Source organism: Streptomyces sp. NPDC096012 (genome assembly GCF_040426375.1).
Taxonomy (GTDB): Bacteria; Actinomycetota; Actinomycetes; order Streptomycetales; family Streptomycetaceae; genus Streptomyces.
On sequence record NZ_JBEOTD010000002.1, the window covers coordinates 73,366 to 97,624 of the forward strand.

Annotated in this window: 22 protein-coding genes; 9 read left to right on the plus strand and 13 right to left on the minus strand. The window is 72.7% G+C overall.

Annotated features, from left to right (window positions below; translation table 11 throughout):
* The first annotated feature begins 176 nt into the window (after nucleotides 1-176).
* Nucleotides 177-1,799, plus strand: a complete 1,623-nt coding sequence (locus tag ABVB68_RS02710; protein ID WP_353599215.1) for a protein kinase domain-containing protein — start codon at nucleotides 177-179, stop codon at nucleotides 1,797-1,799.
* Nucleotides 1,800-1,951: 152 nt separating this feature from the next.
* On the opposite strand, the gene ABVB68_RS02715 is transcribed toward ABVB68_RS02710, so the two are convergent.
* Nucleotides 1,952-2,488 carry a bacterial proteasome activator family protein gene (locus ABVB68_RS02715; protein ID WP_353599216.1) on the minus strand — a complete coding sequence of 179 codons (537 nt, stop codon included), beginning with the start codon at nucleotides 2,486-2,488 and terminating at the stop codon, nucleotides 1,952-1,954.
* Between the two features lie 638 nt (nucleotides 2,489-3,126).
* On the opposite strand from ABVB68_RS02715, the gene ABVB68_RS02720 reads away from it, so the two are divergent.
* Nucleotides 3,127-3,447 (plus strand): hypothetical protein, encoded by a 321-nt coding sequence (locus ABVB68_RS02720; protein ID WP_353599217.1) that lies wholly within the window; start codon nucleotides 3,127-3,129, stop codon nucleotides 3,445-3,447.
* Between the two features lie 137 nt (nucleotides 3,448-3,584).
* Here ABVB68_RS02720 and ABVB68_RS02725 read toward each other — a convergent pair whose 3' ends face one another.
* From ABVB68_RS02725 to pdhA, 7 genes are all read right to left on the minus strand, one after another.
* Nucleotides 3,585-4,604: an NAD(P)H-quinone oxidoreductase gene (locus ABVB68_RS02725; protein WP_353599218.1), complete on the minus strand. Its 1,020-nt coding sequence runs from the start codon at nucleotides 4,602-4,604 to the stop codon at nucleotides 3,585-3,587.
* Nucleotides 4,605-4,848: 244 nt separating this feature from the next.
* On the minus strand, nucleotides 4,849-5,946 hold the full coding sequence (locus ABVB68_RS02730; protein WP_353599219.1) for a potassium channel family protein: 1,098 nt from the start codon (nucleotides 5,944-5,946) through the stop codon (nucleotides 4,849-4,851).
* Nucleotides 5,943-7,307, minus strand: a complete 1,365-nt coding sequence (locus ABVB68_RS02735; protein ID WP_353599220.1) for a molybdopterin molybdotransferase MoeA — start codon at nucleotides 7,305-7,307, stop codon at nucleotides 5,943-5,945. The genes ABVB68_RS02730 and ABVB68_RS02735 overlap by 4 nt, the downstream gene beginning before the upstream one ends.
* Nucleotides 7,304-8,215, minus strand: coding sequence for a DUF6457 domain-containing protein (locus tag ABVB68_RS02740; RefSeq protein ID WP_353599221.1), 912 nt, complete (start codon nucleotides 8,213-8,215; stop codon nucleotides 7,304-7,306). The genes ABVB68_RS02735 and ABVB68_RS02740 overlap by 4 nt, the downstream gene beginning before the upstream one ends.
* A gap of 354 nt (nucleotides 8,216-8,569) precedes the next feature.
* Entirely contained in the window at nucleotides 8,570-10,060 is a 1,491-nt protein-coding gene (locus tag ABVB68_RS02745) for a dihydrolipoamide acetyltransferase family protein (RefSeq protein WP_353599222.1), read from the minus strand.
* On the minus strand, nucleotides 10,060-11,064 hold the full coding sequence (locus ABVB68_RS02750) for an alpha-ketoacid dehydrogenase subunit beta (protein WP_353599223.1): 1,005 nt from the start codon (nucleotides 11,062-11,064) through the stop codon (nucleotides 10,060-10,062). The genes ABVB68_RS02745 and ABVB68_RS02750 overlap by 1 nt, the downstream gene beginning before the upstream one ends.
* Nucleotides 11,061-12,215 carry a pyruvate dehydrogenase (acetyl-transferring) E1 component subunit alpha gene (gene pdhA, locus ABVB68_RS02755; protein ID WP_353599224.1) on the minus strand — a complete coding sequence of 385 codons (1,155 nt, stop codon included), beginning with the start codon at nucleotides 12,213-12,215 and terminating at the stop codon, nucleotides 11,061-11,063. The genes ABVB68_RS02750 and pdhA overlap by 4 nt, the downstream gene beginning before the upstream one ends.
* A 190-nt stretch (nucleotides 12,216-12,405) precedes the next feature.
* On the opposite strand from pdhA, the gene ABVB68_RS02760 reads away from it, so the two are divergent.
* Entirely contained in the window at nucleotides 12,406-12,891 is a 486-nt protein-coding gene (locus ABVB68_RS02760; protein WP_353599458.1) for an Lrp/AsnC family transcriptional regulator, read from the plus strand.
* Between the two features lie 302 nt (nucleotides 12,892-13,193).
* Here ABVB68_RS02760 and ABVB68_RS02765 read toward each other — a convergent pair whose 3' ends face one another.
* Together ABVB68_RS02765 and ABVB68_RS02770 are read right to left on the minus strand one after the other, a co-directional pair.
* The gene (locus tag ABVB68_RS02765; RefSeq protein WP_353599225.1) at nucleotides 13,194-13,781 is read right to left on the minus strand and encodes a TetR/AcrR family transcriptional regulator; all 588 of its coding nucleotides are present in this window, start codon (nucleotides 13,779-13,781) and stop codon (nucleotides 13,194-13,196) included.
* Entirely contained in the window at nucleotides 13,778-15,295 is a 1,518-nt protein-coding gene (locus tag ABVB68_RS02770; RefSeq protein WP_353599226.1) for a 3-hydroxyacyl-CoA dehydrogenase, read from the minus strand. Before ABVB68_RS02770 ends, ABVB68_RS02765 begins: the two co-directional genes overlap by 4 nt.
* A 159-nt stretch (nucleotides 15,296-15,454) precedes the next feature.
* Here ABVB68_RS02770 and paaN point away from each other — a divergent pair, with 159 nt between their 5' ends.
* Nucleotides 15,455-17,146, plus strand: coding sequence for a phenylacetic acid degradation protein PaaN (paaN, locus tag ABVB68_RS02775; protein WP_353599227.1), 1,692 nt, complete (start codon nucleotides 15,455-15,457; stop codon nucleotides 17,144-17,146).
* On the opposite strand, the gene ABVB68_RS02780 is transcribed toward paaN, so the two are convergent.
* The 3 genes from ABVB68_RS02780 to ABVB68_RS02790 form a co-directional block, all read right to left on the minus strand.
* Nucleotides 17,143-17,898 (minus strand): TrmH family RNA methyltransferase, encoded by a 756-nt coding sequence (locus tag ABVB68_RS02780; protein ID WP_353599228.1) that lies wholly within the window; start codon nucleotides 17,896-17,898, stop codon nucleotides 17,143-17,145. The two genes, paaN and ABVB68_RS02780, sit on opposite strands and share 4 nt — an antisense overlap.
* A gap of 75 nt (nucleotides 17,899-17,973) precedes the next feature.
* Nucleotides 17,974-19,182, minus strand: a complete 1,209-nt coding sequence (locus ABVB68_RS02785; RefSeq protein WP_353599229.1) for an HTTM domain-containing protein — start codon at nucleotides 19,180-19,182, stop codon at nucleotides 17,974-17,976.
* Nucleotides 19,179-20,063, minus strand: coding sequence for a DUF5819 family protein (locus ABVB68_RS02790; protein WP_503006007.1), 885 nt, complete (start codon nucleotides 20,061-20,063; stop codon nucleotides 19,179-19,181). Before ABVB68_RS02790 ends, ABVB68_RS02785 begins: the two co-directional genes overlap by 4 nt.
* Before the next feature lie 544 nt (nucleotides 20,064-20,607).
* Here ABVB68_RS02790 and paaA point away from each other — a divergent pair.
* From paaA to ABVB68_RS02815, 5 genes are read left to right on the plus strand one after another with little or no spacing between them, the layout of a single operon-like run.
* Nucleotides 20,608-21,624: a 1,2-phenylacetyl-CoA epoxidase subunit PaaA gene (paaA, locus tag ABVB68_RS02795; protein ID WP_353599231.1), complete on the plus strand. Its 1,017-nt coding sequence runs from the start codon at nucleotides 20,608-20,610 to the stop codon at nucleotides 21,622-21,624.
* Entirely contained in the window at nucleotides 21,621-21,908 is a 288-nt protein-coding gene (gene paaB / locus ABVB68_RS02800; RefSeq protein WP_014673816.1) for a 1,2-phenylacetyl-CoA epoxidase subunit PaaB, read from the plus strand. The genes paaA and paaB overlap by 4 nt, the downstream gene beginning before the upstream one ends.
* Entirely contained in the window at nucleotides 21,905-22,624 is a 720-nt protein-coding gene (paaC, locus tag ABVB68_RS02805; protein WP_353599232.1) for a 1,2-phenylacetyl-CoA epoxidase subunit PaaC, read from the plus strand. The genes paaB and paaC overlap by 4 nt, the downstream gene beginning before the upstream one ends.
* Entirely contained in the window at nucleotides 22,618-23,145 is a 528-nt protein-coding gene (paaD, locus tag ABVB68_RS02810) for a 1,2-phenylacetyl-CoA epoxidase subunit PaaD (RefSeq protein ID WP_353599233.1), read from the plus strand. Before paaC ends, paaD begins: the two co-directional genes overlap by 7 nt.
* Nucleotides 23,145-24,209, plus strand: coding sequence for a 2Fe-2S iron-sulfur cluster-binding protein (locus ABVB68_RS02815; protein ID WP_353599234.1), 1,065 nt, complete (start codon nucleotides 23,145-23,147; stop codon nucleotides 24,207-24,209). The genes paaD and ABVB68_RS02815 overlap by 1 nt, the downstream gene beginning before the upstream one ends.
* Nucleotides 24,210-24,259: the final 50 nt, after the last annotated feature.

Consider the following 24,259-nt stretch of genomic DNA (forward strand, 5'->3'; position numbering starts at 1 on the left):
CTCTGGCGCACGCCCGGCGTAACGCTTCCGCGACGCTTCTTTCGCGTACGGTCACGGAACGGGCACCGAGCTTGACGTGTCAGTGCCCTCGGGCAGACTTGGCCGGGAATGACACATTCGATCAAGGCCTGTCCGCTGGGCGAGGGCGCCGGACGGCCAGTGGGGGACGCGGAGAGATGAGCCAGGACGGCGCGCACGGCCGGTACTCGGGGCAGGCACTGGCCGGTGGCCGCTATCAGCTGCGCGACTTGCTCGGCGAGGGCGGCATGGCCTCGGTGCACCTGGCGTACGACGCCGTGCTCGACCGCCAGGTCGCGATCAAGACCCTGCACACCGAACTGGGCCGGGAACAGGCCTTCCGTGAGCGCTTCCGCCGCGAGGCCCAGGCCGTGGCCAAGCTCACGCACACCAACATCGTCTCCGTCTTCGACACCGGCGAGGACGACCTCGGCGGTCTGGCGACTCCGTACATCGTCATGGAGTACGTCGAGGGCCGGCCGCTGGGTTCCGTCCTGGACGAGGACATCCGTCAATACGGCGCGATGCCCGCCGACAAGGCGCTGAAGATCACCGCCGACGTGCTCGCGGCACTGGAGATCAGCCACGAGATGGGGCTGGTCCACCGGGACATCAAGCCGGGCAACGTGATGATGACCAAGCGCGCCGTCGTGAAGGTCATGGACTTCGGCATCGCCCGCGCCATGCAGTCCGGCGTCACCTCGATGACCCAGACGGGCATGGTCGTCGGCACCCCGCAGTACCTCTCCCCCGAGCAGGCACTCGGCCGCGCCGTGGACGCCCGCTCCGACCTGTACTCGGTCGGCATCATGCTGTTCCAGCTGGTCACCGGGCGGCTGCCGTTCGACGCCGACTCCCCGCTGGCGATCGCGTACGCGCATGTGCAGGAGGAGCCGGTGGCCCCCTCCTCGATCAACCGCGCACTGCCGCCCGCGGTGGACGCGCTGGTCGCCCGCGCGCTGAAGAAGAACCCGAACGAGCGTTTCCCGACCGCCGAGTCCATGCGGGACGAGTGCCTGCGCGTCGCCGCCTCCCTCCAGGCGGCCCCGCCCAGCATCGTGCCGGGCGCCGGGCCGGTGCAGAGCGGCTCGGGCGTCGGCTCCGCGGTGTTCCCGCCGGTCGGCCAGACGGCCCCGGCGCCCTCCGGCCCGGTGCAGACGCCGTACCAGCCCCAGGCCTACGGCCCCCCGACCCCCGCGCCCGCCCCGGCCTACGGCTACCCGCAGCAGGGCGGCTACCAGACGCCGCCGGCCGGTTACGGCCCGCAGGCCGCCGCGACCCCGCCGCCGTACACGATCTCGCCCCAGCCGGGCGCACACCCCTCCGGTGGCGGCGGCAGGAGCAGCAAGCCGGTGATCATCGGTTCGGCCGTGGTGGCGCTCGTCGTGATCGCCGGGGTGGTCGTCGCGCTGGCGCTGCGGAACAACGGGGGGAGCGAGGGGGGCGGCAGCGGTGGCTCGAGCGCCTCGGCGGTCACCTCCCACGGGGCCGGTTACCGCGGTCCCGACACCTCCCGCCGGATCGACAGCGCGAAGTGCTCGGATCCGGACGAGTCGTACGACGACCCCAAGAAGATCCGGCTGCCCGACTTCCGCTACAAGGACATCAACTCCGTGAAGGAGTGCCTGCAGGCCGCCGGCTGGTCCACGGACACGAAGAAGGTGAACGAGAACACCTGGGGCGAGGGCACCGTCATCGACCAGTTCCCCTCCCAGGGGACGGACGTCGACCCCAAGAACGTCAAGATCGAGCTGAGCGTCTCGACGGGCGAGCCCCAGTGACCGGAGCCGTACGCCGATGAGGCGAGCCCCGGTGACCGGGGCCGTGCACAGGTGAGCCGAGCCCCGGTGACCGGGGCCGCGCGCGTGAAAGGGCCCGGCGGTCTCCGCCGGGCCCTTTCACCTGCCGTGTCGTCGAGTAGGGGTGGACGGGTCTACAGGTACGGACCGCCCGAGCGGCCGCCGGTGCGGGGGTCGTCGCCGCCCTCGGGACCGCCCACGCCCGGCGGGAGCGCGCGGCGCATCTGCTCCAACTGCGCCCGAGCGGCCATCTGCTGGGCGAACAGCGTGGTCTGGATGCCGTGGAAGAGGCCCTCCAGCCAGCCCACCAACTGCGCCTGGGCGATGCGCAGCTCCGCATCGGTCGGAGTGGCGTCATCGGTGAACGGCAGGGACAGCCGCTCCAGTTCCTCGACCAGCTCCGGGGCCAGGCCGTCCTCCAGCTCCTTCACCGAGCTGGCATGGATCTCCTTCAGCCGCACTCGGCTGGCCTCGTCCAGGGGGGCGACGCGTACCTCCTCCAGCAACTGCTTGATCATGCTGCCGATCCGCATGACCTTGGCAGGCTGTTCCACCTGCTCGGTCACCGGGATCTCGCGGGAGTCCTCGTCGCCGCCGAGTGCCATCCCGTCCTGACCCACGACGAGGATCTGGGGATTCTCCGGCGACCGTTCGTTCCTCGGCATCTCCATGCCGCCATTCTCTCGCACGCGTACACCTCATCACCGTCCTGCCCCCCTGCGGGGCTGATCCACCTCCTACACCGGTCGGCCCAACCCGGAATGCCCGGACAGGCGCCGAATGTGAGGCTTGTTCCCGTCGGTCATCCATCGATCACCGCATTTGGTTCCGGGAGGTCACCGACGTGTTCCCATGGCTGCGACTCACGCTTCGCGGCGTACGGCTGCTGCTCATATGCGTGGCGGCGTCGGCGGTCTGCGCCGCCGTCACCGCTGTCACCGCCGGCACCGCGCTCGCCCGCGCCGCCGCGCCCCCTGCCGGGCGCCCAGGCACCGCCAGAGGCCCGGACCAACCAAACCCCGGCCGGCCGATCGAAGCGGACCCCGTGAACCCGGTGCACGCGGACCCCGGACGCCCGGTTCACGCGGATCCCGGACGCCCGGTCCACCCCGGGGACCCGCACTCGGCCCGTCCGGACCACTGGCAGCCCCAGCAGGGGTTCACCGCTCCCTGGGTCCTCCCGGTACCGTCCGCCTCCGCCTCCGCCTCCTCCTCGGCCCGGCCCTCCGGCCTCCACCCTTCCGATCCCCGTCCCTCGCGCCCCGCCGAGGAGCCGTCGCGCGCGGGGAGCCGGGCCGGTGAGGGGCGCATGCGGCCGGGACGTCCGGACGGCGTGCAGGGCGACGACGACACCGTGCCCGGCGAGGCGCCCGGCACCGACGCCGGCCAGCCGGACGAACCGGAGACCGCGGACGCCCCGGACGGGACATCGGGAACCCTGCCGCCGGCCGAGGAGGCCGGTCTCGATCCCGCGAGCCCCACGACGCCGACCGGCGCCGAGCAGCCCGTACAGCAGGGCGGAGCCCCGGCCGAGCCGGTCCTCCAGATCCTTCCGCTGGGCAGCGGGCTGATGCTGATCGGCCTGGGCCTCGGACTGGCCTTCCTCGGCCTCCGGCTCCGCAGGAGCTGACCCGCCCCGGCATCCCCTCACGACGCTCCGCAGGAGCCGAACCGCCCCGGCATCCCGCCACCACGCTCCGCAGGAGCCGAACCGCCCCAGCGTCCCGTCACGGCGCTCCGCTGGGGCGGCTCCACCACAGCGTTCCGTTACGGCGTTCCGCCCCGGTCCTCCGTTCCGGCCTTCCGTTCCGGCACGACCAGCAGCACCTTGCCGATGTGGTCGCTCGCCTCCAGCACGCGGTGCGCCTCGGCCGCCTCCGGCATCGGCAGCTCGCGGTCCACGACCGGGCGGACCCGCCCGGCGGCGACCAGCGGCCACACGTGCTCGCGCACGGCCGCCACGATGGCCGCCTTCTCCTCCAGTGGGCGGGCGCGCAGCGAGGTGGCGCTGATCGCGGCCCGCTTGCTCAGCAGGGTGCCGATGTTCAGTTCGCCCTTGGCACCGCCCTGCATGCCGATGATGGCGAGGCGCCCGTTGACGGCGAGGGTCTGGACGTTGCGGTCCAGGTACTTGGCGCCCATGTTGTCGAGGATGACGTCGGCGCCCGCCCCGTCGGTGGCCCGCTGGATCTCGGCGACGAAGTCCTGCTCGCGGTAGTTGACGAGGATGTCCGCGCCCAGTTCGGCGCAGTACTCCAGCTTCTCCTTGGTCCCGGCGGTCACCGCGACCTTGGCGCCGACGGCCTTGGCGAGCTGGATCGCCATGGTGCCGATGCCGCTGGACCCGCCGTGCACCAGCAGAGTCTCGCCGGGGCGCAGATGGGCGATCATGAACACGTTGGACCACACGGTGCAGACCACCTCGGGCAGGGCGGCCGCCTGCTTGAGGTCGATGCCCTCGGGCACGGGCAGCAGCTGCCCGGCCGGCACCGCGACCTTCTCGGCGTAACCGCCGCCCGCGAGCAGCGCGCACACCTCGTCACCGACGGACCAGCCGGAGACCCCGGGGCCGAGCGCGGCGATCCTGCCGGAGCACTCCAGTCCGGGGTAGGGGGAGGCGCCGGGTGGGGGGTTGTAGAAGCCCTGCCGCTGCAGGACGTCGGCACGGTTGACGGCGCTGGCCACCACCTCGACCAGCACCTCGCCCTCGCCGGGCACGGGATCGGGGACCTCCGTCCACACGAGTGCCTCGGGACCACCAGGTTCGGGAATCGTGATCGCATGCATGTACGCGACGCTACTCCCCGCTGCTGCCGTCACCGGTGCAGCCCCACACACGCCAGGATGTCGAGGGCGTCCCCGCACACACCCGGAGGCGAGGGCACCTCGTACGGACCCGGATGTCGGGGGCATCGCGTCGACGACGCCAGGACGTGTCCCGTCCACGACGTCACGTCCTCCCGCCAGCAGCGTCGATGACGTCTCGTCAGCGAGGTGGCAGCTGGCCGGCAGCGAGGTGAGGGACGTTCCGTCAGTCGTGGGACAGCGGCCGGCTGTCGGGGGTGACCTGGGCGCCGGGAGAGGCGCGCACGATGGTGATCAGGCGGTCGGTCAACTGGAGCGTGCCGACGGACGGATCGTCGTAGCCGAGCACCCGGTGCCCGCGGACGACGCTGACGACGAGGTCCTCCGTCTCGCGCGGCTTCTTGCCCACTTCGCCGCGGACGACCGGACGTTCCACCATGTCCAGGCCGCTGCCCTGCTGGATCAGGTCCTCCATGACCATGCCGGCCGCGGGGCTGAGCACCGAGAGGCCGAGCAGCCGGCCGGCCGCGCCGGAGCTGGTGATGACGGCGTCGGCGCCGGACTGCTTGAGCAGCGGGGCGTTCTCCTCCTCACGGACGGCGGCCACGATCTTCGCGGTGCGGTTGATCTGGCGGGCGGTCAGGGTGACGAGGACCGACGTGTCGTCCCGCTGCGGTGCGACGATGATCTGCCGCGCCTTGTGCACTTCGGCCCGCTTGAGCACCTCACTGCGGGTGGCGTCGCCCACGACCCCCGCGTAACCCTCCGCGGTGGCCGCGTCGATCGCCTTGGAACTGGGGTCGACGACGACCACCTGCTCCCTCTTCAGGCCGGTCGCGCAGACGGTCTGGATCGCCGACCGGCCCTTGGTCCCGAAGCCGACGACGACGGTGTGATCGCGCAAGGTGGACCTCCAGCGGTTCAGGCGCCATTCCTCCCGGGTGCGTTCGGTGAGGACCTCCAGCGTGGTGCCGACCAGGATGATCAGGAACAGCACGCGCAAGGGCGTGATGACGAAGATGTTGGTGAGCCGGGCACCGTCGCTCACCGGGGTGATGTCGCCGTATCCGGTGGTGGAGAGGGTGACGGTCGCGTAGTAGAACGCGTCGAGCAGGTCGACCGAGCCGTCGGAGTTGTCGTTGTAGCCCTCGCGGTCGGCATAGACGATCAGCGCGGTGGCGACCAGCACTGCGAGGGCCATGACCAGCCGTTTGACGACCTGGCGGATCGGCTGTTCCACCACTTTCCTCGGGAGTTTCACCCGATGGGCAACCAGGTGTTCGTCCGCTTGGCGGGCTATGGCGTCATGGCCCGGAAGTTTCACGTGAAACACACCCCGATTCCGGCGGCCGCCCACGGCAGGTCGAGCAGTTCCGCCTCCTCGCCCTGCCGGGCCCCGCCCGGCGGTACGACGGCCAGCGCGTCGGCGGCCGCGATACCGCGGAGCATGGCCGGGCCGTTGTAGTGCAGCGGCAGGGCACGGTCACCGCGCAGCACCACGGGGACGAGCCGGGTGTCGTACGGGTGCCCCTGCACCGCCTCCTTGAGCGGCAGCAGGTACGGCTCCTGGGCGGGATGCGCGGCGAGGGTCCGCAGCAGCGGCTCGGCGAGGGTGAGCAGACCGGAGACGGCCGCGAGGGGGTTCCCGGGCAGGCCGACGAGGTGCTGGTTGCTCTCGATGCGGGCGAGCAGCATGGGGTGGCCGGGGCGCACCTTGACGCCGTCGACGAGGAGTTCGGCGCCGATCCGTTCCAGGATGGGGTGCACATGGTCGACGGGTCCGGCGGCGGTGCCGCCGGTGGTGACGATCAGGTCGGCGTCGGAGCCGGTGACCGCCTTGCGCAGGGCCCGGGCATCGTCGCCGATCCGGCGGACCGCCACGACCTCGGCACCGAGCGCGCGCAGCCAGGGCGGCAGCATGGGGCCGAGCGCGTCCCGGATCAGCCCGTCGTGCGGAAGGCCCTCGGTCAGCAACTCGTCGCCGAGTACGAGCACTTCGACGCGCGGGCGCGGTACGGCGGTGACGGTGTCGTACCCGGCCGCCGCTGCCAGGCCCAGTACGGCCGGGGTGATCAGGGTGCCGACGGGCAGCAGCTGGTCACCGCTGCGGCACTCCTGTCCGCGCGGGCGGATGTCCTGCCCGTGCTCCATGTCGCGCGTGGCGTGCAGCCTGCCCTGGGCGTCCGAGCGGCCGTGCTCGGTACGCAGGACGGCGGTGGTGTCGGCGGGGATGCGGGCCCCGGTCGCGATGCGGACCGCCTCGCCGTCGGTGAGCGGCTCGGGCTGCGCGTGCCCGGCGAGGACGCCTTCCGCGCGCACCTCCCAGGGGCCGGGGCCGGCGACCGCCCAGCCGTCCATCGCGGAGGTGTCGAAGGAGGGCAGGTCGGTGAGGGCGTCCAGGGGAGCGGCCAGCGCCAGCCCCAGGGCGTCACCGAGCGGCACGGACACGGGCGCGCGACGGGCGCCGGACCGCGCGGCGCGGGCGGCGATCTCGCGGGCCTGCGGCCAGGGGGTGGCCCGGTGCCGCTCGTGCCCCCCGACTGCGCCGGCCGCCGGTTCGCCCCTGGGGGCGGGGGTGGTGGTGCCGTCGTCCTTGGGTTCCCTCACCAGGGCCAGGGCCTCCTCGACATCGAGGTCGTCGCTGTCCGCGGCGGGGGACCCGGCCTGGGCTCCGGGGGCGGTCATCCGGCGTCCGGGGCACTGGGGCCCCCGCTCTTGCCCGTCGTGCCCCCGTCGTTCTCTTCCTCCCACCGTAGGGCCAGTGCGGCGGCCTTGCGGGCGGCCTCCGTCACGGCTTCGGGGCCTCCCCCGGCCCGGGCCGCGGCGTAGCCGACGAGGAAGGTGGTCAGGGGGGCGGCCGGCCGGGCCACACCGTGGGCGGCGTCCCGGGCGAGGTCGAGCAGGGCGCCGGTGTCGACGTCCAGTTCGATGCCCAGTTCATCCTTGACTGCGGTGATCCATTCATCCAACACGTGCCCATGCTCCCTGATGCGTGCCCTGGCGTCGGCGATGTCGTCCCAGGTGTCGCAGTCGAACGACGCGAGCGGGTCCGGGACGCGGGTGAGTTGGAGGGCGCCGGTCAGCCGGCGCAGAGGCAGTCCGGCCAGGCCGTCGTGCGCGGCGGCGAGGGCGGTCAGCTCGCGGCGGAGTGCGGCGGTGCGGTAGGCGGCCACGAGCGGCTGGTCCCGGCCCTCCGCGTCGGTGAGCAGCGCGCCGTCGACCCCGGAGTCCACCAGGGACGTCAACAGGCGTGTCACCGTGTTCTGTTCGAGGAAGGGCAGGTCCGCGGAGAGGACCACGGCGTACTCGGCCGCGGTGAGCCTCAGTCCTGCGTCCAGTGCGGCGACCGGTCCGGCGCCGGGCGGGTCCTCGCGCGCCCAGTGCACCGGCCGTGCGGTGGGCCGGGGTGCGGCCACGACGACGGTCGTACGGGCGCCCGCGCAGGCCGCGAGCACCCGGTCGAGCAGTGCGCGGCCGCCGACGCGCACGCCGGGCTTGTCGGCGCCGCCGAGCCGCCGGGCGGCACCACCGGCCGGCACGACGGCGTCGTACGGCACGGCGGTCCCGGTCGCGCCGGGGGCGTTGTCGGTCATCCCCCGAGTATGTCCTGCCGGCCCCGCCCCGCGGACCTGTCCGTCGCAGGGTGCGCGGAAGCGCCGGCCAGGGCGGTCATGCGGTACGGAAACACCGACCATGGCCGTCAGGCGGTGCGAAACACCGGCCCTGCGGTCCCCGGGGCGGGGGAGCCACCGGCCATGGCGGTCGCGAGGCGCGGGACCACCTGCCATGGCGGTCGCGGGGCGCCGGAGCACCGGCACCGCGAGCATGCCGGCACCGGAGCACCGGCCAGGGCGCCCCTCACCCCAGCACCGGCCACTGTGATCACGTTGGCACCGGAGCACCGGCCAGGGCGCCCCTCACCCGGCGGACTGCACCGGCCACCGTGATCACAGCGTGCGCAGGAGCACCGCCGGCTGTTCCACACAGTCCGCCACGTACCGCAGGAAGCCGCCTGCCGTGCCGCCGTCGCACACCCGGTGGTCGAAGGTGAGGGAGAGCTGGACGACCTGGCGCACCGCCAGCTCGCCCTCGTGCACCCACGGTCTGGGCACGATGCGGCCGACGCCGAGCATGGCCGCCTCCGGGTGGTTGATGATCGGCGTGGAACCGTCGACGCCGAAGACGCCGTAGTTGTTCAACGTGAAGGTGCCGCCGGTGAGTTCCCCGGGGGTGAGCGTCCCGGTGCGAGCCGCCTCGGTGAGCCGCGCGAACTCCGCCGTCAGCGCCTCGGCGTCGCGTGCGTGGGCGTCACGGACGACCGGCACGACCAGCCCGCGCTCGGTCTGCGCGGCGAATCCGAGATGCACGTGCTCCAGCCGGACCACCTCGCGGGCCTCGGTGTCGACGTACGAGTTCAGTTCCGGGAAGCGGGCGAGGGCGGCGGTGCAGACGCGGGCGAGGAGCGCGAGGAGGGAGATCTTGGGCCCTCCGGCCGCGTTCATCGCGGCCCGTGCACGCATGAGTTCGGTGGCGTCGGCGTCGACCCAGCAGGTCGCGTCCGGGATCTCCCGACGGCTGCGCGAGAGCTTGTCGGCGACGGCACCGCGGACGCCCTTGAGAGGGATGCGGACGCCGCCCTGGGCGGAGGACGCCGCGGGCGTCCGTACGCGGGTCTGCCCAACCGTGGTCGTGGTGGGGGATGCGGCCGGTTCCCCGACCGCGTGGTCGGGCGCTGCCGCGGTCCGCAGCGCGGCCTCGACGTCGCAGCGCAGGATCAGCCCGTCGGGCCCCGAGCCGGTCAGTCGCCGCAGGTCCACGCCGTTGTCGCGGGCCAGCTTGCGTACCAGCGGGGAGATCACCGGGACCGGACCCTCGGTGTGCGCGGGCGCCGCGGCCGCCACGCGCGCGTGGCCCGCGGAAGCGGACGAGGGAGCGCGTGCGGGGGCGGGAGCGGACGCCGGTGTCGCAGTGGCTGCGGACATCGGAGCGGACGCCGACGCCGGAGCGGACGCGGACGCGGACGGGGAAGCAGACGCGGTCGCTGACGGGTGAGCGGATGCCGGCTGCCTGGCATGCCCGTTGTGGGCCGCCGTGCCCGCCGCCGCGGCCCGCACCCGGCGCCGCCGTGCCGCCGGGGCCTGCGTGCCGTAACCGACCAGGACGTTGCCGGAGCCCTCCGGCTCCGCGGTCGATCCACCCACGGCCACCGTCAGCAGGGGCGCGCCGACGGGCAGTTCGGTGCCCTCCTCGCCGAAGCGGGCGGTGACCACACCGCCGTAGGGGCAGGGGACCTCGACCATCGCCTTTGCCGTCTCGACCTCGACGACCGGCTGGTCGACGGCGACGACGTCACCGACCTGCACCAGCCAGCGGACGATCTCGGCCTCGGTGAGTCCCTCGCCGAGGTCGGGAAGCTTGAACTCCAGCACCTGTGCCATCAGCGCTCGGCCTCCCACTGCAGCCGCGCGACGGCGTCCAGGATGCGGTCCACGCCGGGCAGATGGTGCCGCTCCAGCATCGGCGGCGGGTAGGGGATGTCGAATCCGGCCACGCGCAGCACCGGTGCCTCCAGGTGGTGGAAGCAGCGCTCGGTGATGCGGGCCGCGATCTCGCCGCCCGGTCCGCCGAAGCCGGTGGACTCGTGCACGACGACCGCGCGCCCGGTGCGCCGTACGGACGCGCAGACCGTCTCGTCGTCGAACGGCACCAGGGAGCGCAGGTCGACGACCTCCAGGTCCCAGCCCTCCGCCCCGGCGGCCTCGGCGGCCTCCAGGCAGACCGGCACGGACGGGCCGTACGTGATGAGCGTGGCGCTGCGTCCGGGGCGCCGGACGGCGGCCCGGCCGATCGGCTCGACGTCGGTCGGTTCCTCGGGGTTCCAGGTGTCCTTCGACCAGTACAGCCGCTTGGGTTCGAGGAAGACGACCGGGTCGTCGGAGGCGATGGCCCGGCGCAGCAGGCCGTAGGCGTCGGCGACGGTCGCCGGTGTGACGACGTGCAGGCCCGGGGTGGCCATGTAGTAGGCCTCGGAGGAGTCGCTGTGGTGCTCGACGCCGCCGATGCCGCCGCCGTAGGGGACGCGGACGGTGATCGGCAAGGGCATCCGGCCGCGGGTGCGGTTGCGCATGCGGGAGACATGGCTGATCAGCTGCTCGAACGCCGGGTAGGCGAAGGCGTCGAACTGCATCTCCACCACCGGGCGCAGGCCGTACATGGCCATGCCGACGGCGGTGCCGAGGATGCCGGCCTCGGCCAGCGGGGTGTCGGTGCAGCGGTCCTCGCCGAACTCCTTGGCGAGGCCGTCGGTCACCCGGAAGACACCACCGAGGGTGCCGACATCCTCGCCCATGACGTGCACGGCGGGGTCGGCGGCCATCGCGTCGCGCATCGCGCGCGTGAGGGCCTGTGCCATGGTGGCCGGTTTGACGGCGACGGTGGTCATCGGGCGTCGCCTTCCTGCTCGCCGTGCTGCTCCTGCTCCGCTTCCAGCTCGGCCCGCAACAGGGCGCGCTGCTCGCGCAACTGGCCGGTGGTCTCGGCGTAGACGTGGTCGAAGAGGGCCATGGGGTCCAGTTCGGGATCGCGGTTCATGCGCTCGCGCAGGTCGGCGGCCATCTCCTCGGCGCCCTGCCGGACGGCCTCCCTGCCGGCCTCGTCGAGCAGTCCGCGCGCGGTCATCTCCCGCTCCAGCAGCTGGACGGGGTCGTGCGCGCGCCAGGCCTCGACCTCGCCGTCGCCCCGGTAGCGGGTGGCGTCGTCCGCGTTCGTGTGGGCCTCGACGCGGTAGGTCACCGCCTCCACCAGGGTCGGGCCGCCGCCCGCGCGGGCGTGCCGCACGGCGTCGCGGAGGACCTCGTACACCGCCACCGCGTCGTTGCCGTCCACCAGCCGGCCCGGCATGCCGTACCCGACGGCCTTGTGGGCCAGGGAGGGTGCGGCCGTCTGCTTGGCGAGCGGGACGGAGATGGCGAAGCCGTTGTTCTGCACCAGGAAGACGACCGGTGCCTGCCAGACGGCCGCGAAGTTCAGGGCCTCGTGGAAGTCGCCCTCGCTGGTGCCGCCGTCACCGACCATGGCGAGCGCGACCACGTCGTCACCCTTGAGGCGGGCGGCGTGGGCGAGTCCGACGGCGTGCGGAAGCTGGGTGGCCAGCGGGGTGCTGAGCGGGGCCACCCGGTGGGCGTAGGAGTCGTAGCCGTTGTGCCAGTCGCCGCGCAGCAGGGTGAGGGTCTCGACGGGGTCGACGCCCCGGGCGACGACGGCGAGCGTGTCGCGGTAGCTGGGGAAGAGCCAGTCGCGCTCTTCCAGGGCGAGGGCCGCGGCGACCTCGCAGGCCTCCTGGCCGGTGCTGGACGGATAGACGGCGAGCCGGCCCTGCTTGGTCAGCGCGGTGGCCTGCGTGTTGTAGCGGCGCCCGCGCACCAGCTGGGTGTACAGCCGGCGCAGCAGTTCCGGGTCGGCCTTGGCGGCCGTCTCGGTGCCGAGGACGCGGTAGGGCTCGGCGTCGGGCAGCAGCGGAGCGGGATCCATACGGGGCTGCCAGGCGGGCGGCGGCGAAGGCCGGTACGCGCCCCGCTGCTCCAGAACCGTCATGACGGCACCTCCTCGTGGGAGCGGCTACGGGAGGCGCGTCGACTGTGAGGCGCCTCACCTACCGATTGTTCGGTCGTCGGCACATTTTGGCTACAGGCCCCTCCAGGCTGTGGACAAACGGTTCTCCACAGCCTGGAATGAATGCAGGACGTCCACGGTGGCAGAGCGGGGGGACATGGGACCTGAACAAATGGCCGACGGGCCGCGGGACGGGGCCGCTCTGCCGCCGCCCCGTCCGTTGGACGCCATCGATCAGGACATCCTCAGAATCCTCCAGGCGGACGGCCGTGCCTCGATACGGTCCGTCGCCGAACGCGTCCACGTCTCGCGCGCCAATGCCTACGCCCGTATCAACCGTCTCGTCGAGGACGGGGTGATCCGGGGGTTCAGCGCGCGCGTGGACCACGAACGCGCGGGCCACGGCACGTCGGCGTACATCACGCTGAAGATCGTCCAGAACACCTGGCGCACGGTCCGCGAACAGCTGAGGCAGCTGCCCGGCGCCTCCCACATCGCCCTCGTGGGCGGCGATTTCGACGTACTGCTGCTGGTGCACGCGCCGGACAACAGGACGCTGCGCGAGCTGGTGCTGACCCGCCTCCAGGCCATCCCGGAGGTGCGCAGCACCCGCACGCTGCTGGTCTTCGAGGAGGAGGACCTGGAACCGGACAGCTGAACCGGCCCCCGGCACGGCCGGCCCGTGCCGTGCGGAAGCCGCCGGGCCACGCGCCGCGGACGGTGCGCCCGGGCCCGCGTCCGTGCGGCGGTACGGGCCGGAGACCGGCCCGCGTCCGTGCGGCGGTACGGGCAGGAGAGCGACCCGCGTCCGTGCGGCGGTACGGGCCGGAGACCGGCCCGCGTCCGTGCGGCGGTACGGGCAGAAGAGCGACCCGCGTCCGTGCGGCGGTACGGGCAGAAGAGCGACCCGCGTCCGTGCGGCGGTACGGGCCGGAGACCGCCTGAGGGGAGGCGGCCGGGTCAGGCCTGGCGCAGGCCGGCGAAGACCAGGCGGACCACCGCGTCGGCCACCTCCCGGCCGCTGGCGCCGCGTGCGTCCGGCCGGTACCACTCCACGATGGAGTTGATCATCCCGAAGACCAGCCGGGTGGCCAGCCGGACCTCCACGTCGCCGCGTACGTCCGCGTCGGCGGCGGCCGCCTTCAGCAGTTCGGCCACCCGGTGGTCGAAGTCCCGGCGCCGCTCCAGCGCCCACCGCTCGGTGGCGGTGTTGCCGCGCACCCGCAGCAGCAGCGTCACGTACGGCAGCTCGGCTATGAGCACCTCGACCATGCGCCGCACGACGTGCTCGAGGCGCTCCACGGGCCGCCCCACGCACGCGTGCTCCTCGTCCAGGATGGCGAACAGCCCGTTCAGAGCACGGTCGACGGCCCGGCGCAGCAGCTCCTCCTTGCCGCTGACGTGGTGGTAGATCGACGACTTGGAGATCCCGGCCGCCTTGGACAGGTGCTCCATGGAGGTGCCGTCGTAGCCGCGCTCGTTGAAGATCTGCACGGCCACGGAGAGCAACGTCTCGGGGGTGTACGTGTCGCGCTTTGCGGTGGTCATGCGATGCCCTCCCGTGGATCGGTGGACGAGTGTCGGTACAGGGCGAGGGAGGGCGCGTACCGGCCGGAGGGGTCGCGCTCGTGCACTTCGTCCAGCAGGTCGTAGGCCCAGCCGCGGGGGAGCCTGCGGTTCCATTCGCAGGGGCCGAGCGGGTAGTTGACGCCGAGGCGCATCGCGGTGTCGACGTCCTCCTCGGTGGCCACCCCCTTGGCGACGGCGTCGTGGGCGAGGTCGATGATCCGCGCCACGGTACGGGCGACGATCATGCCCGGCACGTCGCCGATGACGCTGACGTCCTTGCCGAGCGCCTGGAACAGGCCGACGGCCTCCGCGAGGGTCCGCGCCGAGGTGTCCTGCGAGGCGGACAGGGCGATGCGGGTGGCGGTGCGGTAGTCGAGTGCCAGGTCGAAGTAGACGACGTCACGGAACTCCACGGACGTCTGGCCGTCGGCGAGGACCAGCTGGCCGCCGCTCGGCAGCACCAGCCGGCTGCCGCTGTCCTCGTCCTCCGCGTCCGCGCGGACCTGGATGCCCGCCTCGCGGATCATCGTGAGCAGTTCGGCGGCCGGGCCGAGGCCGCCCTCGGCGACGACGTAGGCGGGCGGCTGCTCCTTGTCGGCGGTGTGCGGCGCGGGCCGCTCGGCACCCTCGCCGTAGTCGTACCAGCCCCGACCGGTCTTGCGGCCGAGCCGGCCGGACTCCACCAGGCGGCGCTGGGACAGGGAGGGCGTGAAACGCACGTCCTGGAAGAAGGCCTGCCACACCGAGTGGGTGACCGACTCGTTGACGTCCTGCCCGATCAGGTCGGTCAGCTCGAACGCGCCCATCCTGAAGCCGCCGCACTCGCGCAGGACCGCGTCGATGGTCGCCGGGTCGGCCCCCTGCGCCTCGTGCACGGCGAACGCCTCGGCGTAGAAGGGCCGCGCGATGCGGTTGACGATGAAGCCGGGAGTGTCCGCGCAGGCCACCGGTGTCTTGCCCCAGGCACGGGCGGTCTCGTACGCGCGCGTGGCCGACGTGACGTCGGTGGCGAACCCGGAGACGACCTCGACCAGCGGCAGCAGCGGGGCCGGGTTGAAGAAGTGCAGGCCCACGAAGCGGCCGGGGTGGCGCAACGAGCCGCCGATGGCCGTCACCGACAGCGAGGAGGTGTTGGTGGCGAGCAGGCAGTCCTCGGCGACGATCTCCTCCAGCTCGCCGAAGAGCTGCTGCTTGACGTCCAGCCGTTCCAGCACGGCCTCCACGACCAGCGCGCAGTCGGCCAGCTCCGCAAGGCTGTCGGCGGGCCGCAGACGGGCACGGGCCGCGTCCCGGCCGGCGCCGTCCAGCCGGCCCTTCTCCACGAGCCGGTCCAGGCGGGCGCCGATCGCTTCGGCCGCGTCGCGGGCGCGCCCGGCGACGGAGTCGTAGAGCCGCACGGGATGGCCGGCGACCAGCGCGACCTGGGCGATGCCCTGTCCCATGGTGCCGGTGCCGACGACGGCAACGGGGCTGCTGAGGTCGATTGCTGTCATGTGCGCGATCCTCCCGCACGGGGTCTTCCACAGATACGGCAGTCCCCCTTGTCCCGACCGATCGTTCGGTTACTCTAGCTCTGACCGTCCTATTCCGCTGCTCTTTCCGCCAGGTCATGAACTCGACGATGAGTTCTCCAGACGAGGAGTTGGTCCCGCATGGCCGCCGAACTGACCGCACACGAGCTGATCGCGAAGCACCGGCCCACTCTCGACCAGGCCCTGGAAGCGATCCGCACGCGCGCGTACTGGTCACCGCACCCCGAGCACCCGAAGGCCTACGGCGAGAACGGCAGCCTGGACGCGGCGGCGGGCAGGGCCGCCTTCGACGCGGTGCTGGGCGGCCGTCTCGACCTGGGCCAGCCCGGCACGGACGACTGGGTGGGCGGCGAGGTCTCGCCGTACGGCATCGAGCTGGACGTGAGCTACCCGCACGCGGACATCGACGTCCTGCTGCCCGCCATGAAGGCGGGGCAGCGCGCCTGGCGCGACGCGGGTGCCGAGACCCGTGCGGTGGTCTGCCTGGAGATCCTGAAGCGGATCAGCGACCGCACCCACGAGTTCGCGCACGCGGTCATGCACACCAGCGGCCAGGCCTTCATGATGGCGTTCCAGGCGGGCGGCCCGCACGCCCAGGACCGCGGCCTGGAGGCGGTGGCGTACGCCTACGCGGAGCAGGTCCGCACACCCGGGACGGCGGAGTGGAACAAGCCCCAGGGCAAGCGGGACCCGCTGGCCCTCGTCAAGCGGTTCACCCCGGTCCCGCGCGGGATCGGCCTGGTGATCGGCTGCAACACCTTCCCGACCTGGAACGGCTACCCGGGCCTGTTCGCCTCCCTGGCCACCGGCAACGCCGTACTGGTCAAGCCGCACCCGCGCGCGGTGCTGCCGCTCGCGCTCACCGTGCAGGTCGCGCGGGACGTGCTCGCCGAGGCCGGCTTCGACGCGAACCTGGTGGCGCTGGCCGCCGAGCGCCCCGGCGAGGGCATCGCCAAGGCCCTCGCCACCCGTCCCGAGATCAGGATCATCGACTACACCGGGTCGACGTCCTTCGGCGACTGGCTGGAGGCCAACGCCCGTCAGGCGCAGGTCTACACGGAGAAGGCCGGCGTCAACACGGTGATCGTGCACTCCACCGGTGACTACAAGGGCATGCTGTCCAACCTGGCGTTCTCGCTGTCCCTCTACAGCGGCCAGATGTGCACCACCCCGCAGAACCTGCTGATCCCCCGGGACGGCATCCGCACCGAAGCGGGCCCCAAGACCTTCGACGAGGTCACCGCAGACCTGGCGCGCGCGGTCGACGGCCTCCTCGGCGACGACGCACGCGCGAACGCCCTGCTGGGCGCGATCGTCAACCCGGACGTCAAGGCACGCCTGGAGGCCGCGGCCGGCCTCGGCGAGGTCGCCCTCGCCTCCCGTGAGGTCGGCAACCCGGAGTTCCCGGACGCGGTCGTCCGCACCCCCGTCATCGTCAAGCTCGACGGCGCCAAGCCGGACGACGAGGCCGCCTACATGAGCGAGTGCTTCGGTCCCGTCTCCTTCGCCGTCGCGGTCGACTCGGTGGCCGACGCACTGGAGCTGCTGCGCCGCACGGTCCGGGAGAAGGGCGCGATGACGGTCGGCGCCTACACCACCGACACCGAGGTCGAGCAGGCCGTCGAGGAGGTCTGCCTCGAGGAGGCCGCCCAGCTGTCGCTCAACCTGACCGGTGGGGTGTACGTGAACCAGACCGCCGCCTTCTCCGACTTCCACGGCTCGGGCGGCAACCCGGCGGCGAACTCGGCCCTCACCGACGGCGCGTTCGTGGCGAACCGCTTCCGGGTGGTGGAGGTCCGCCGGGACGCCTAGGAAGCCGAGGGCGCGCCCCCCGCGGCACTCCAGTGGTACAGCGTCATCGCCACGCTCGTGGCGAGGTTGTAGCTGGAGACCTGGGGGCGCATCGGCAGCCGCAGCAGATGGTCGGCACGCGCGCGCAGTTCCGGCGACAGCCCGCTGCGCTCCGAGCCGAACGCCAGCACGGCGTCGTCGGGCAGCTTGGTGCCCCGGATGTCCTCGCCCTCCGGATCGAGGGCGAACAGCGGTCCGGCCGGCAGCTCTTCGACGCCGAGCCGCTCCACGGCGGTCGCGAAGTGCAGGCCCGCGCCGCCGCGCACCACCGTGGGGTGCCAGGGATCGAGCGTCCCCGTGGTCACCACCCCGATCACCCCGAAGCCGGCGGCCAGCCGGATCACGGCCCCGGCGTTCCCCAGGTTGCGCGGGTTGTCGAGCACCACCACGGGCGCGGGCCGGGGCGAGCGGGCGAGCGCCCGCAGATTGGCCGCGCGGGACGGCCGTACGGCGAGGGCGGCCACGCCCGTCGGATGGGGCCGCGGGACGAGGGCGGCGTACGTCTCCCCGGTCACCTCGGTCAGCAGCGCGTCGAGCGCGTCCCGTACGTCGCCGGCCAGCTCATCGGCGAGAGCGAGTGCGGCCCGCCGGTCGGTGGTGACCGCCACCGGCACCTCCGCCCCGAAGCGCAGCGCGTGCTTCAGGGCGTGGAAGCCGTCGAGCAGCACGGCACCACCGGCGTGCTCGCGCCAGCGCATCAACGGGTCGGTCATGCCGTGCACCCTACGCGGCTCCCACCCGCCGATGCCGTGCCCCCTTGGCGGCCCTGACCGCCCGTGCCGTGCCCCCTAGGAGGCCCCCACCGGCCCCGGAGCGCTCTCCTCCGGGGAGCGGGGCGCGGGCACGCCACCGGCGTCCCGCCGGACGAGGCGGCCCCGCGCGCGTGTTGCCAGATCCCCCAGCCGCCGCAGGAACGAGGTGGGCAGGAACACGGCGTCCGCGGCGATCATCGCCAGCGAGAAGAACGGCAGCCCGAGGACGACCGCGATCGCCGCGTGCTCGGCCATCATCACCACCAGCAGGACGTTCTTCACCCGCCGGTTGAACAGGGTGAAGGGGAAGGCGACCTGCACGATGACCGTCCCGTAGGTCACGACCATCATGATCGTTCCGCTCGTGGACATCAGATCGCCGAGTGCGGGCCAGGGCGAGAAGTAGTCCAGGTGGAGCGGGTAGTAGACGGCGGTGCCGTCCTGCCAGCGCGAGCCCTGGACCTTGTACCAGCCGGCCGTGGCGTAGATCAGGCACGCCTCCGCCATGATCACGAACAGGGCGCCGTTGTGCAGGACGTTGGCGATCACGTCCAGCAGGAGCCGCGGCTCGGCCGACCTCGTCCGGCGCTCGACGAGCCCCCACGCGCCGAGCCCGACCCACACCATCCACAGCAGCGCGGGGATCAGCCAGTCGTTGCCGAGCCGCCCGGTCAGCGTCACGGCGCCGAGCGCCAGGCCCAGCCCCGCCCACAGCGCCGGCCCCACCCGGTCGGCGGGAACCCGTCCACCACGCGCGCGTGCCGCCTCGTGGGCCGCCCGCCGCCGCGCGTCCAGGGACCACACCTGACCGCAGCGCGTGAACAACAGGTAGAAGGACATCAGGTGCAGGACGTTGTCGCCGCCGTCCCCCATGAAGACGCTGCGGTTCTGCAGCGACAGCACGCCCACCATGAACAGCACCGACGCGGTGCGCGTGCGCCAGCCGAACAGCAGCGCCGCGGTGGCGAGGATCGCCAGGACGTAGAAGCACTCGAACCAGGTCCGCCCGTCGGACCACAGCAGCGCCGAGAACGCGTGGTTGTCGTCCGTCAGGTCCTTGGCGAGCTGCCAGCCCCAGGGTCCGGAGGGGCCGTACAGCTCTTGGCGGTGCGGGAACTCGCGCAACAGGAACAGCAGCCAGGTCCCGGCGAACCCGATCCGGATCACCGCGCTCTGGTACGGCCCGAGGGAGGCCCCGGTGACGCGGGCGATGGCGCGCGAGAGGGTCGGCGCGAGACGGCTCACCGCACACCTCCGGCGGCCTCGTCGGCCGTCACGGACCACCAGGGCAGCAGGCGGTAGACGGGCTTGTCGGACACCCGCTCACGGCTCCACTTCGGCGGCTGGACGTTGGTGGTGCTGGAGCGGACCTGAACGCGCCGGATGACGCCCTCCTTGCTGGTCGGATCGTCCCGGTAGAGCCGCATCACGACGATCCGGCGCACGTACTGCTCGGAGAGGGCGCCGCGCAGGCCCACGGGACGGTTGTCGGCGCCGTGGGTGGCGCCGTAGAAGTCCCAGGCCCGGCGCAGTTCGTTCTGCTGGGTGTGGCTGGGCACGGGATTGCCCTTGATCGCGTCACCGTCCTGGGCCGAGAGGTCGGTCCAGCCGGTGGTGCGCACCGAGCCGTCCTTCATCCGCACCTCGGCGCGCACCTGCACGGCGATGTTCTGCTGCAGCGGGTTCGGGGCGAACAGCTTCCAGTTCTGCTCGAACTCCGGGTAGATCCACTCCTCGACCGCCTTGCCGTGCTGCTTCGTCACCGTGTTCGCGGGCGCGAGGCTGAGGAACACCATCAGCAGATGCACGCAGGCGCCCACGGCGACCACCGCGAGGGCCAGCGCGGCGGCGACCTGGTAACGGCGGGAGAGGGCGGCGACGCCGGTACGCGGAGCGGGGTCGGCGGGGAAGGCCGAGCGGGACGGCTCGGGTGCGTCGCGCGACGGCCCGGTGGCCTCAGGAGGCCGGGTGGGGTCGCCCGAGTCAGGGTGCGATTCGGCGCGCCTGCCTGCCCTACGCGGCTCAGGGACCTCATGACTCCCGCGAGTCTCGCCGGTGTCATGGACCTCGTGCGACGCGGAAGGCTCGGAGGCGGCAGAGGACTCCGCCGACTTCGAGGACGTCACCGACCCAGCCGACTCATCTGACTCCGGCGGCCCGGGCGGCCTGGGCGGCTCCAAGGGCTCGAAGGCACCCCGGCCCCGCCGGGCACCCGAGTCCTCGTCATACGCATCCATCGCGCCCCGTCCCCCGTTTCGGCTCATTCGTTCAACTGATCGCTTCGGCTGAGTGGATCAGCTCGTCGGGCGGCCCCTGTCACAGACGCCGCACGATGCACGAGCGCCACACCGCCGCTCGCACGGAACGGTACTCAGCCGGGGCCACCGTGCGCAGCCCCGGGTACGGGCCGACGGCCGTGGCCCTGGCCACCATCGCCCCCGCACCGGCCTCCGACGGCCCGCGCACCGGAGGCCGACGACCCCCTCGCCGACCTGCGTCACTCTCTTCCCGCGGTGGCGGCCCGCGCCTGGGGCTGGTTGCCTACCGGTGGCTCGCAGAGTTTTCCACAGCGGTTGACACTCTCCGGCGGCCCGGCAACCATTGATAGCGCACGGACCGAACGATCGGTCGGGACGGATCCACCGCAGAGCCCGAGGTCAGGGGGACCGCATGGCCACAGCAGCCGCGCAGCGCACGACCGGTACACCGGCGGGCGGCACGCCGGACACCGTCGACACGACGGCCTACCAGCACGCCTTCGACACGGCCGTGGCCGCCGACGAGCGCATCGAACCGCGCGACTGGATGCCCGACGCCTACCGCGCGACCCTGGTCCGGCAGATCGCCCAGCACGCGCACTCCGAGATCATCGGCATGCAGCCCGAGGCCAACTGGATCACCCGGGCGCCCTCCTTGCGCCGCAAGGCGATCCTGATGGCCAAGGTCCAGGACGAGGCCGGCCACGGCCTGTACCTGTACAGCGCGGCCGAGACCCTCGGCACCAGCCGCGACGAGCTGCTGGACAAGCTGCACAGCGGCCGCCAGAAGTACTCCTCGATCTTCAACTACCCGACCCTGACCTGGGCCGACGTCGGTGCGATCGGCTGGCTGGTGGACGGCGCCGCGATCACCAACCAGGTCCCGCTGTGCCGCTGCTCCTACGGCCCGTACGCGCGCGCCATGGTGCGGATCTGCAAGGAGGAGTCCTTCCACCAGCGCCAGGGCTACGAGCTGCTGCTGGCCCTCAGCAAGGGCACCCCGGAGCAGCACGCGATGGCCCAGGACGCGGTGAACCGCTGGTGGTGGCCGTCGCTGATGATGTTCGGCCCGCCCGACGACGCCTCCCAGCACTCCGCGCAGTCCATGGAGTGGAAGATCAAGCGGCACTCCAACGACGAGTTGCGCCAGCGCTTCGTCGACATCTGCGTCCCCCAGGCGGAGTCCCTGGGCCTCACGCTGCCCGACCCGGAACTCCGGTGGAACGAGGAGCGCGGCCGGCACGACTTCGGCCCGATCGACTGGACGGAGTTCTGGGACGTCCTCAAGGGCAACGGCCCGTGCAACGAACAGCGCATCACCCAGCGCAGGCGCGCCCACGACGAGGGCGCATGGGTACGGGAAGCGGCCGCGGCCTACGCGGCCAAGCACACCGGCACCACCGGTGGGACGGGAGCGGAGCGAGCATGAGCACCACCGACTGGCCCCTGTGGGAGGTCTTCGTACGCTCCAGGCGGGGGCTGTCCCACACCCACGCCGGCAGCCTGCACGCACCCGACGCCGAGCTGGCCCTGCGCAATGCGCGCGACCTCTACACCCGGCGCGGTGAGGGCGTCTCGATCTGGGTCGTCCCGGCCGCCGCCATCACCGCCTCCTCCCCGGACGAGAAGGACCCGTTCTTCGAACCGGCGGCCGACAAGCCCTACCGGCACCCGACCTTCTACGAGATCCCGGAAGGGGTGAAGCACCTGTGACCGCCACCGTCCCCACGGCCGCCGCGCTCGCCCTCGGCGACGACGCCCTGGTGCTCTCCCACCGCCTCGGGGAGTGGGCCGGACACGCCCCCGTCCTGGAGGAGGAGGTCGCCCTGGCCAACATCGCCCTCGACCTGCTCGGCCAGGCCCGCGTGCTGCTGTCGCTGGCCGGCGACGAGGACGAGCTGGCCTACCTGCGCGAGGAGCGCGCCTTCCGCAACCTCCAGCTGGTCGAGCAGCCGAACGGCGACTTCGCCCACACCATCGCCCGCCAGCTGTACTTCTCCACCTACCAGCACCTCCTCTACGGCGCTCTGGCCGCCGCGGACGGCCCGTTCGCCCCGCTCGCCGCCAAGGCGGTCAAGGAGGTCGCCTACCACCGCGACCACGCCGAACAGTGGACGCTGCGGCTCGGCGACGGCACCGAGACCAGCCACCAGCGCATGGAGCGGGCCTGCGACGAACTGTGGCGGTTCACCGGGGAGTTGTTCCAGCCGGTGGAGGGCCTCGACGTCGACTGGACGCTCCTGGAGGAGCGGTGGCTGACGTCCGTCCGGGACGTCCTCGGCCGCGCCACCCTCTCCCTCCCCGAGGGCCCGCGCACCGGGGCCTGGTCCGCGGGCGCCGGCCGGCAGGGCCTGCACACCGAGCCGTTCGGACGGATGCTCGCCGAGATGCAGCATCTGCACCGCAGCCACCCGGGGGCGTCATGGTGACGGCCACCGCCCTCGAGGCGGAGCTGCTGGAGCTGGCCGGCTCGGTGCCCGACCCCGAACTGCCGGTGCTCACCCTCCAGGAACTGGGCGTGGTGCGGAGGGTGCGGGTGGACGGCCCGGACACGGTCGAGGTCGAGCTGACGCCGACCTACACGGGCTGCCCGGCCATCGAGGCGATGACCGTCGACATCGAACAGGTGCTGCGTGCCCACGGCATGCGCCGCGTCACCGTCCGCACGGTGCTCGCGCCCGCCTGGTCCACCGACGACATCACACCCGAAGGGCGCCGCAAGCTCCGGGAGTTCGGCATCGCTCCCCCGCGCGTGCACCAGGCCTCCGGCCCGGTTCCGCTGGCCCTCGGCCCGACCCGGACACAGGACACGGAGGCCGAACCGGTCCGCTGCCCGCACTGCGGCTCCGCCGACACCGAGCTGCTGAGCCGGTTCTCCTCCACCGCCTGCAAGGCGCTGCGCCGCTGCCTCGCCTGCCGCGAACCGTTCGACCACTTCAAGGAGTTGTGATGGCGCGTTTCCACCCGCTCCCGGTGGCAGCGGTCGACCGGCTCACCGACGACTCCGTCGCCCTCACCCTCACCGTCCCGCCCGAGCTGCGCGCAGAGTACCGGCACGCGGCCGGCCAGCACCTCACACTGCGCCGCCGGGCCGACGGCACGGACATCCGGCGCACGTACTCGATCTGCTCCCAGGCCCCGGACCCGGACGGCGAGGGACCGAGCGTCCTGCGGGTGGGCGTGCGGCTGCTGGAGGGCGGGGCCTTCTCCACGTACGCGCTGAAGGAGATCGACATCGGCGACGAGCTGGAGGTGATGACCCCGGCCGGCCGCTTCACCCTGGAGCCGGCGCCGGGGCTGTACGCGGCTGTCGTCGGCGGCAGCGGCATCACCCCGGTGCTGTCCATCGTCTCGACGCTGCTTGCGCGCGAGCCGGCAGCCCGGTTCTGCCTGATACGGGGCGACCGCACAGCCGCCTCGACGATGTTCCTGGAGGAGGTCGCCGATCTGAAGGACCGCTACCCGGAGCGGTTCCAGCTGGTGACCGTCCTCTCCCGGGAGGAGCAGCAGGCCGGTCTGCCCTCGGGCCGGCTCGACCGGGAGCGGCTCGTGGGGCTGCTGCCCGCGCTGCTGCCGGTGGAGCGGGTGGCGGGATGGTTCCTCTGCGGGCCGTACGGACTGGTTCAGGGCGCGGAGAAGGCGCTGCGCGAGCTGGGCGTGGACCGGGCCCGGATCCATCAGGAGATCTTCCACGTGGAGGCTGGCCCGGCTCCGGCGGCCGTCATCCGGGCCCCCGCGCACAGCACCGTCACCGCCCGGCTCGACGGACGCGGCGGCACCTGGCCGGTGCGCGAGGGGGAGTCGCTGCTGGAGGCCGTCCTGCGCAACCGGGCCGACGCGCCCTACGCCTGCAAGGGCGGAGTCTGCGGTACCTGCCGGGCCTTCCTGGTCTCGGGCGAGGTCCGCATGGACCGCAACTTCGCGCTGGAGGCGGAGGAGACGGAGGCCGGCTATGTGCTGGCCTGCCAGTCGCATCCGGTGACCGAGAAGGTGGAGCTGGACTTCGACCGCTGACGCACCGTTCCCTTCTTCTAGAACCTGTTCTATCTTGACGCACCGTCAGG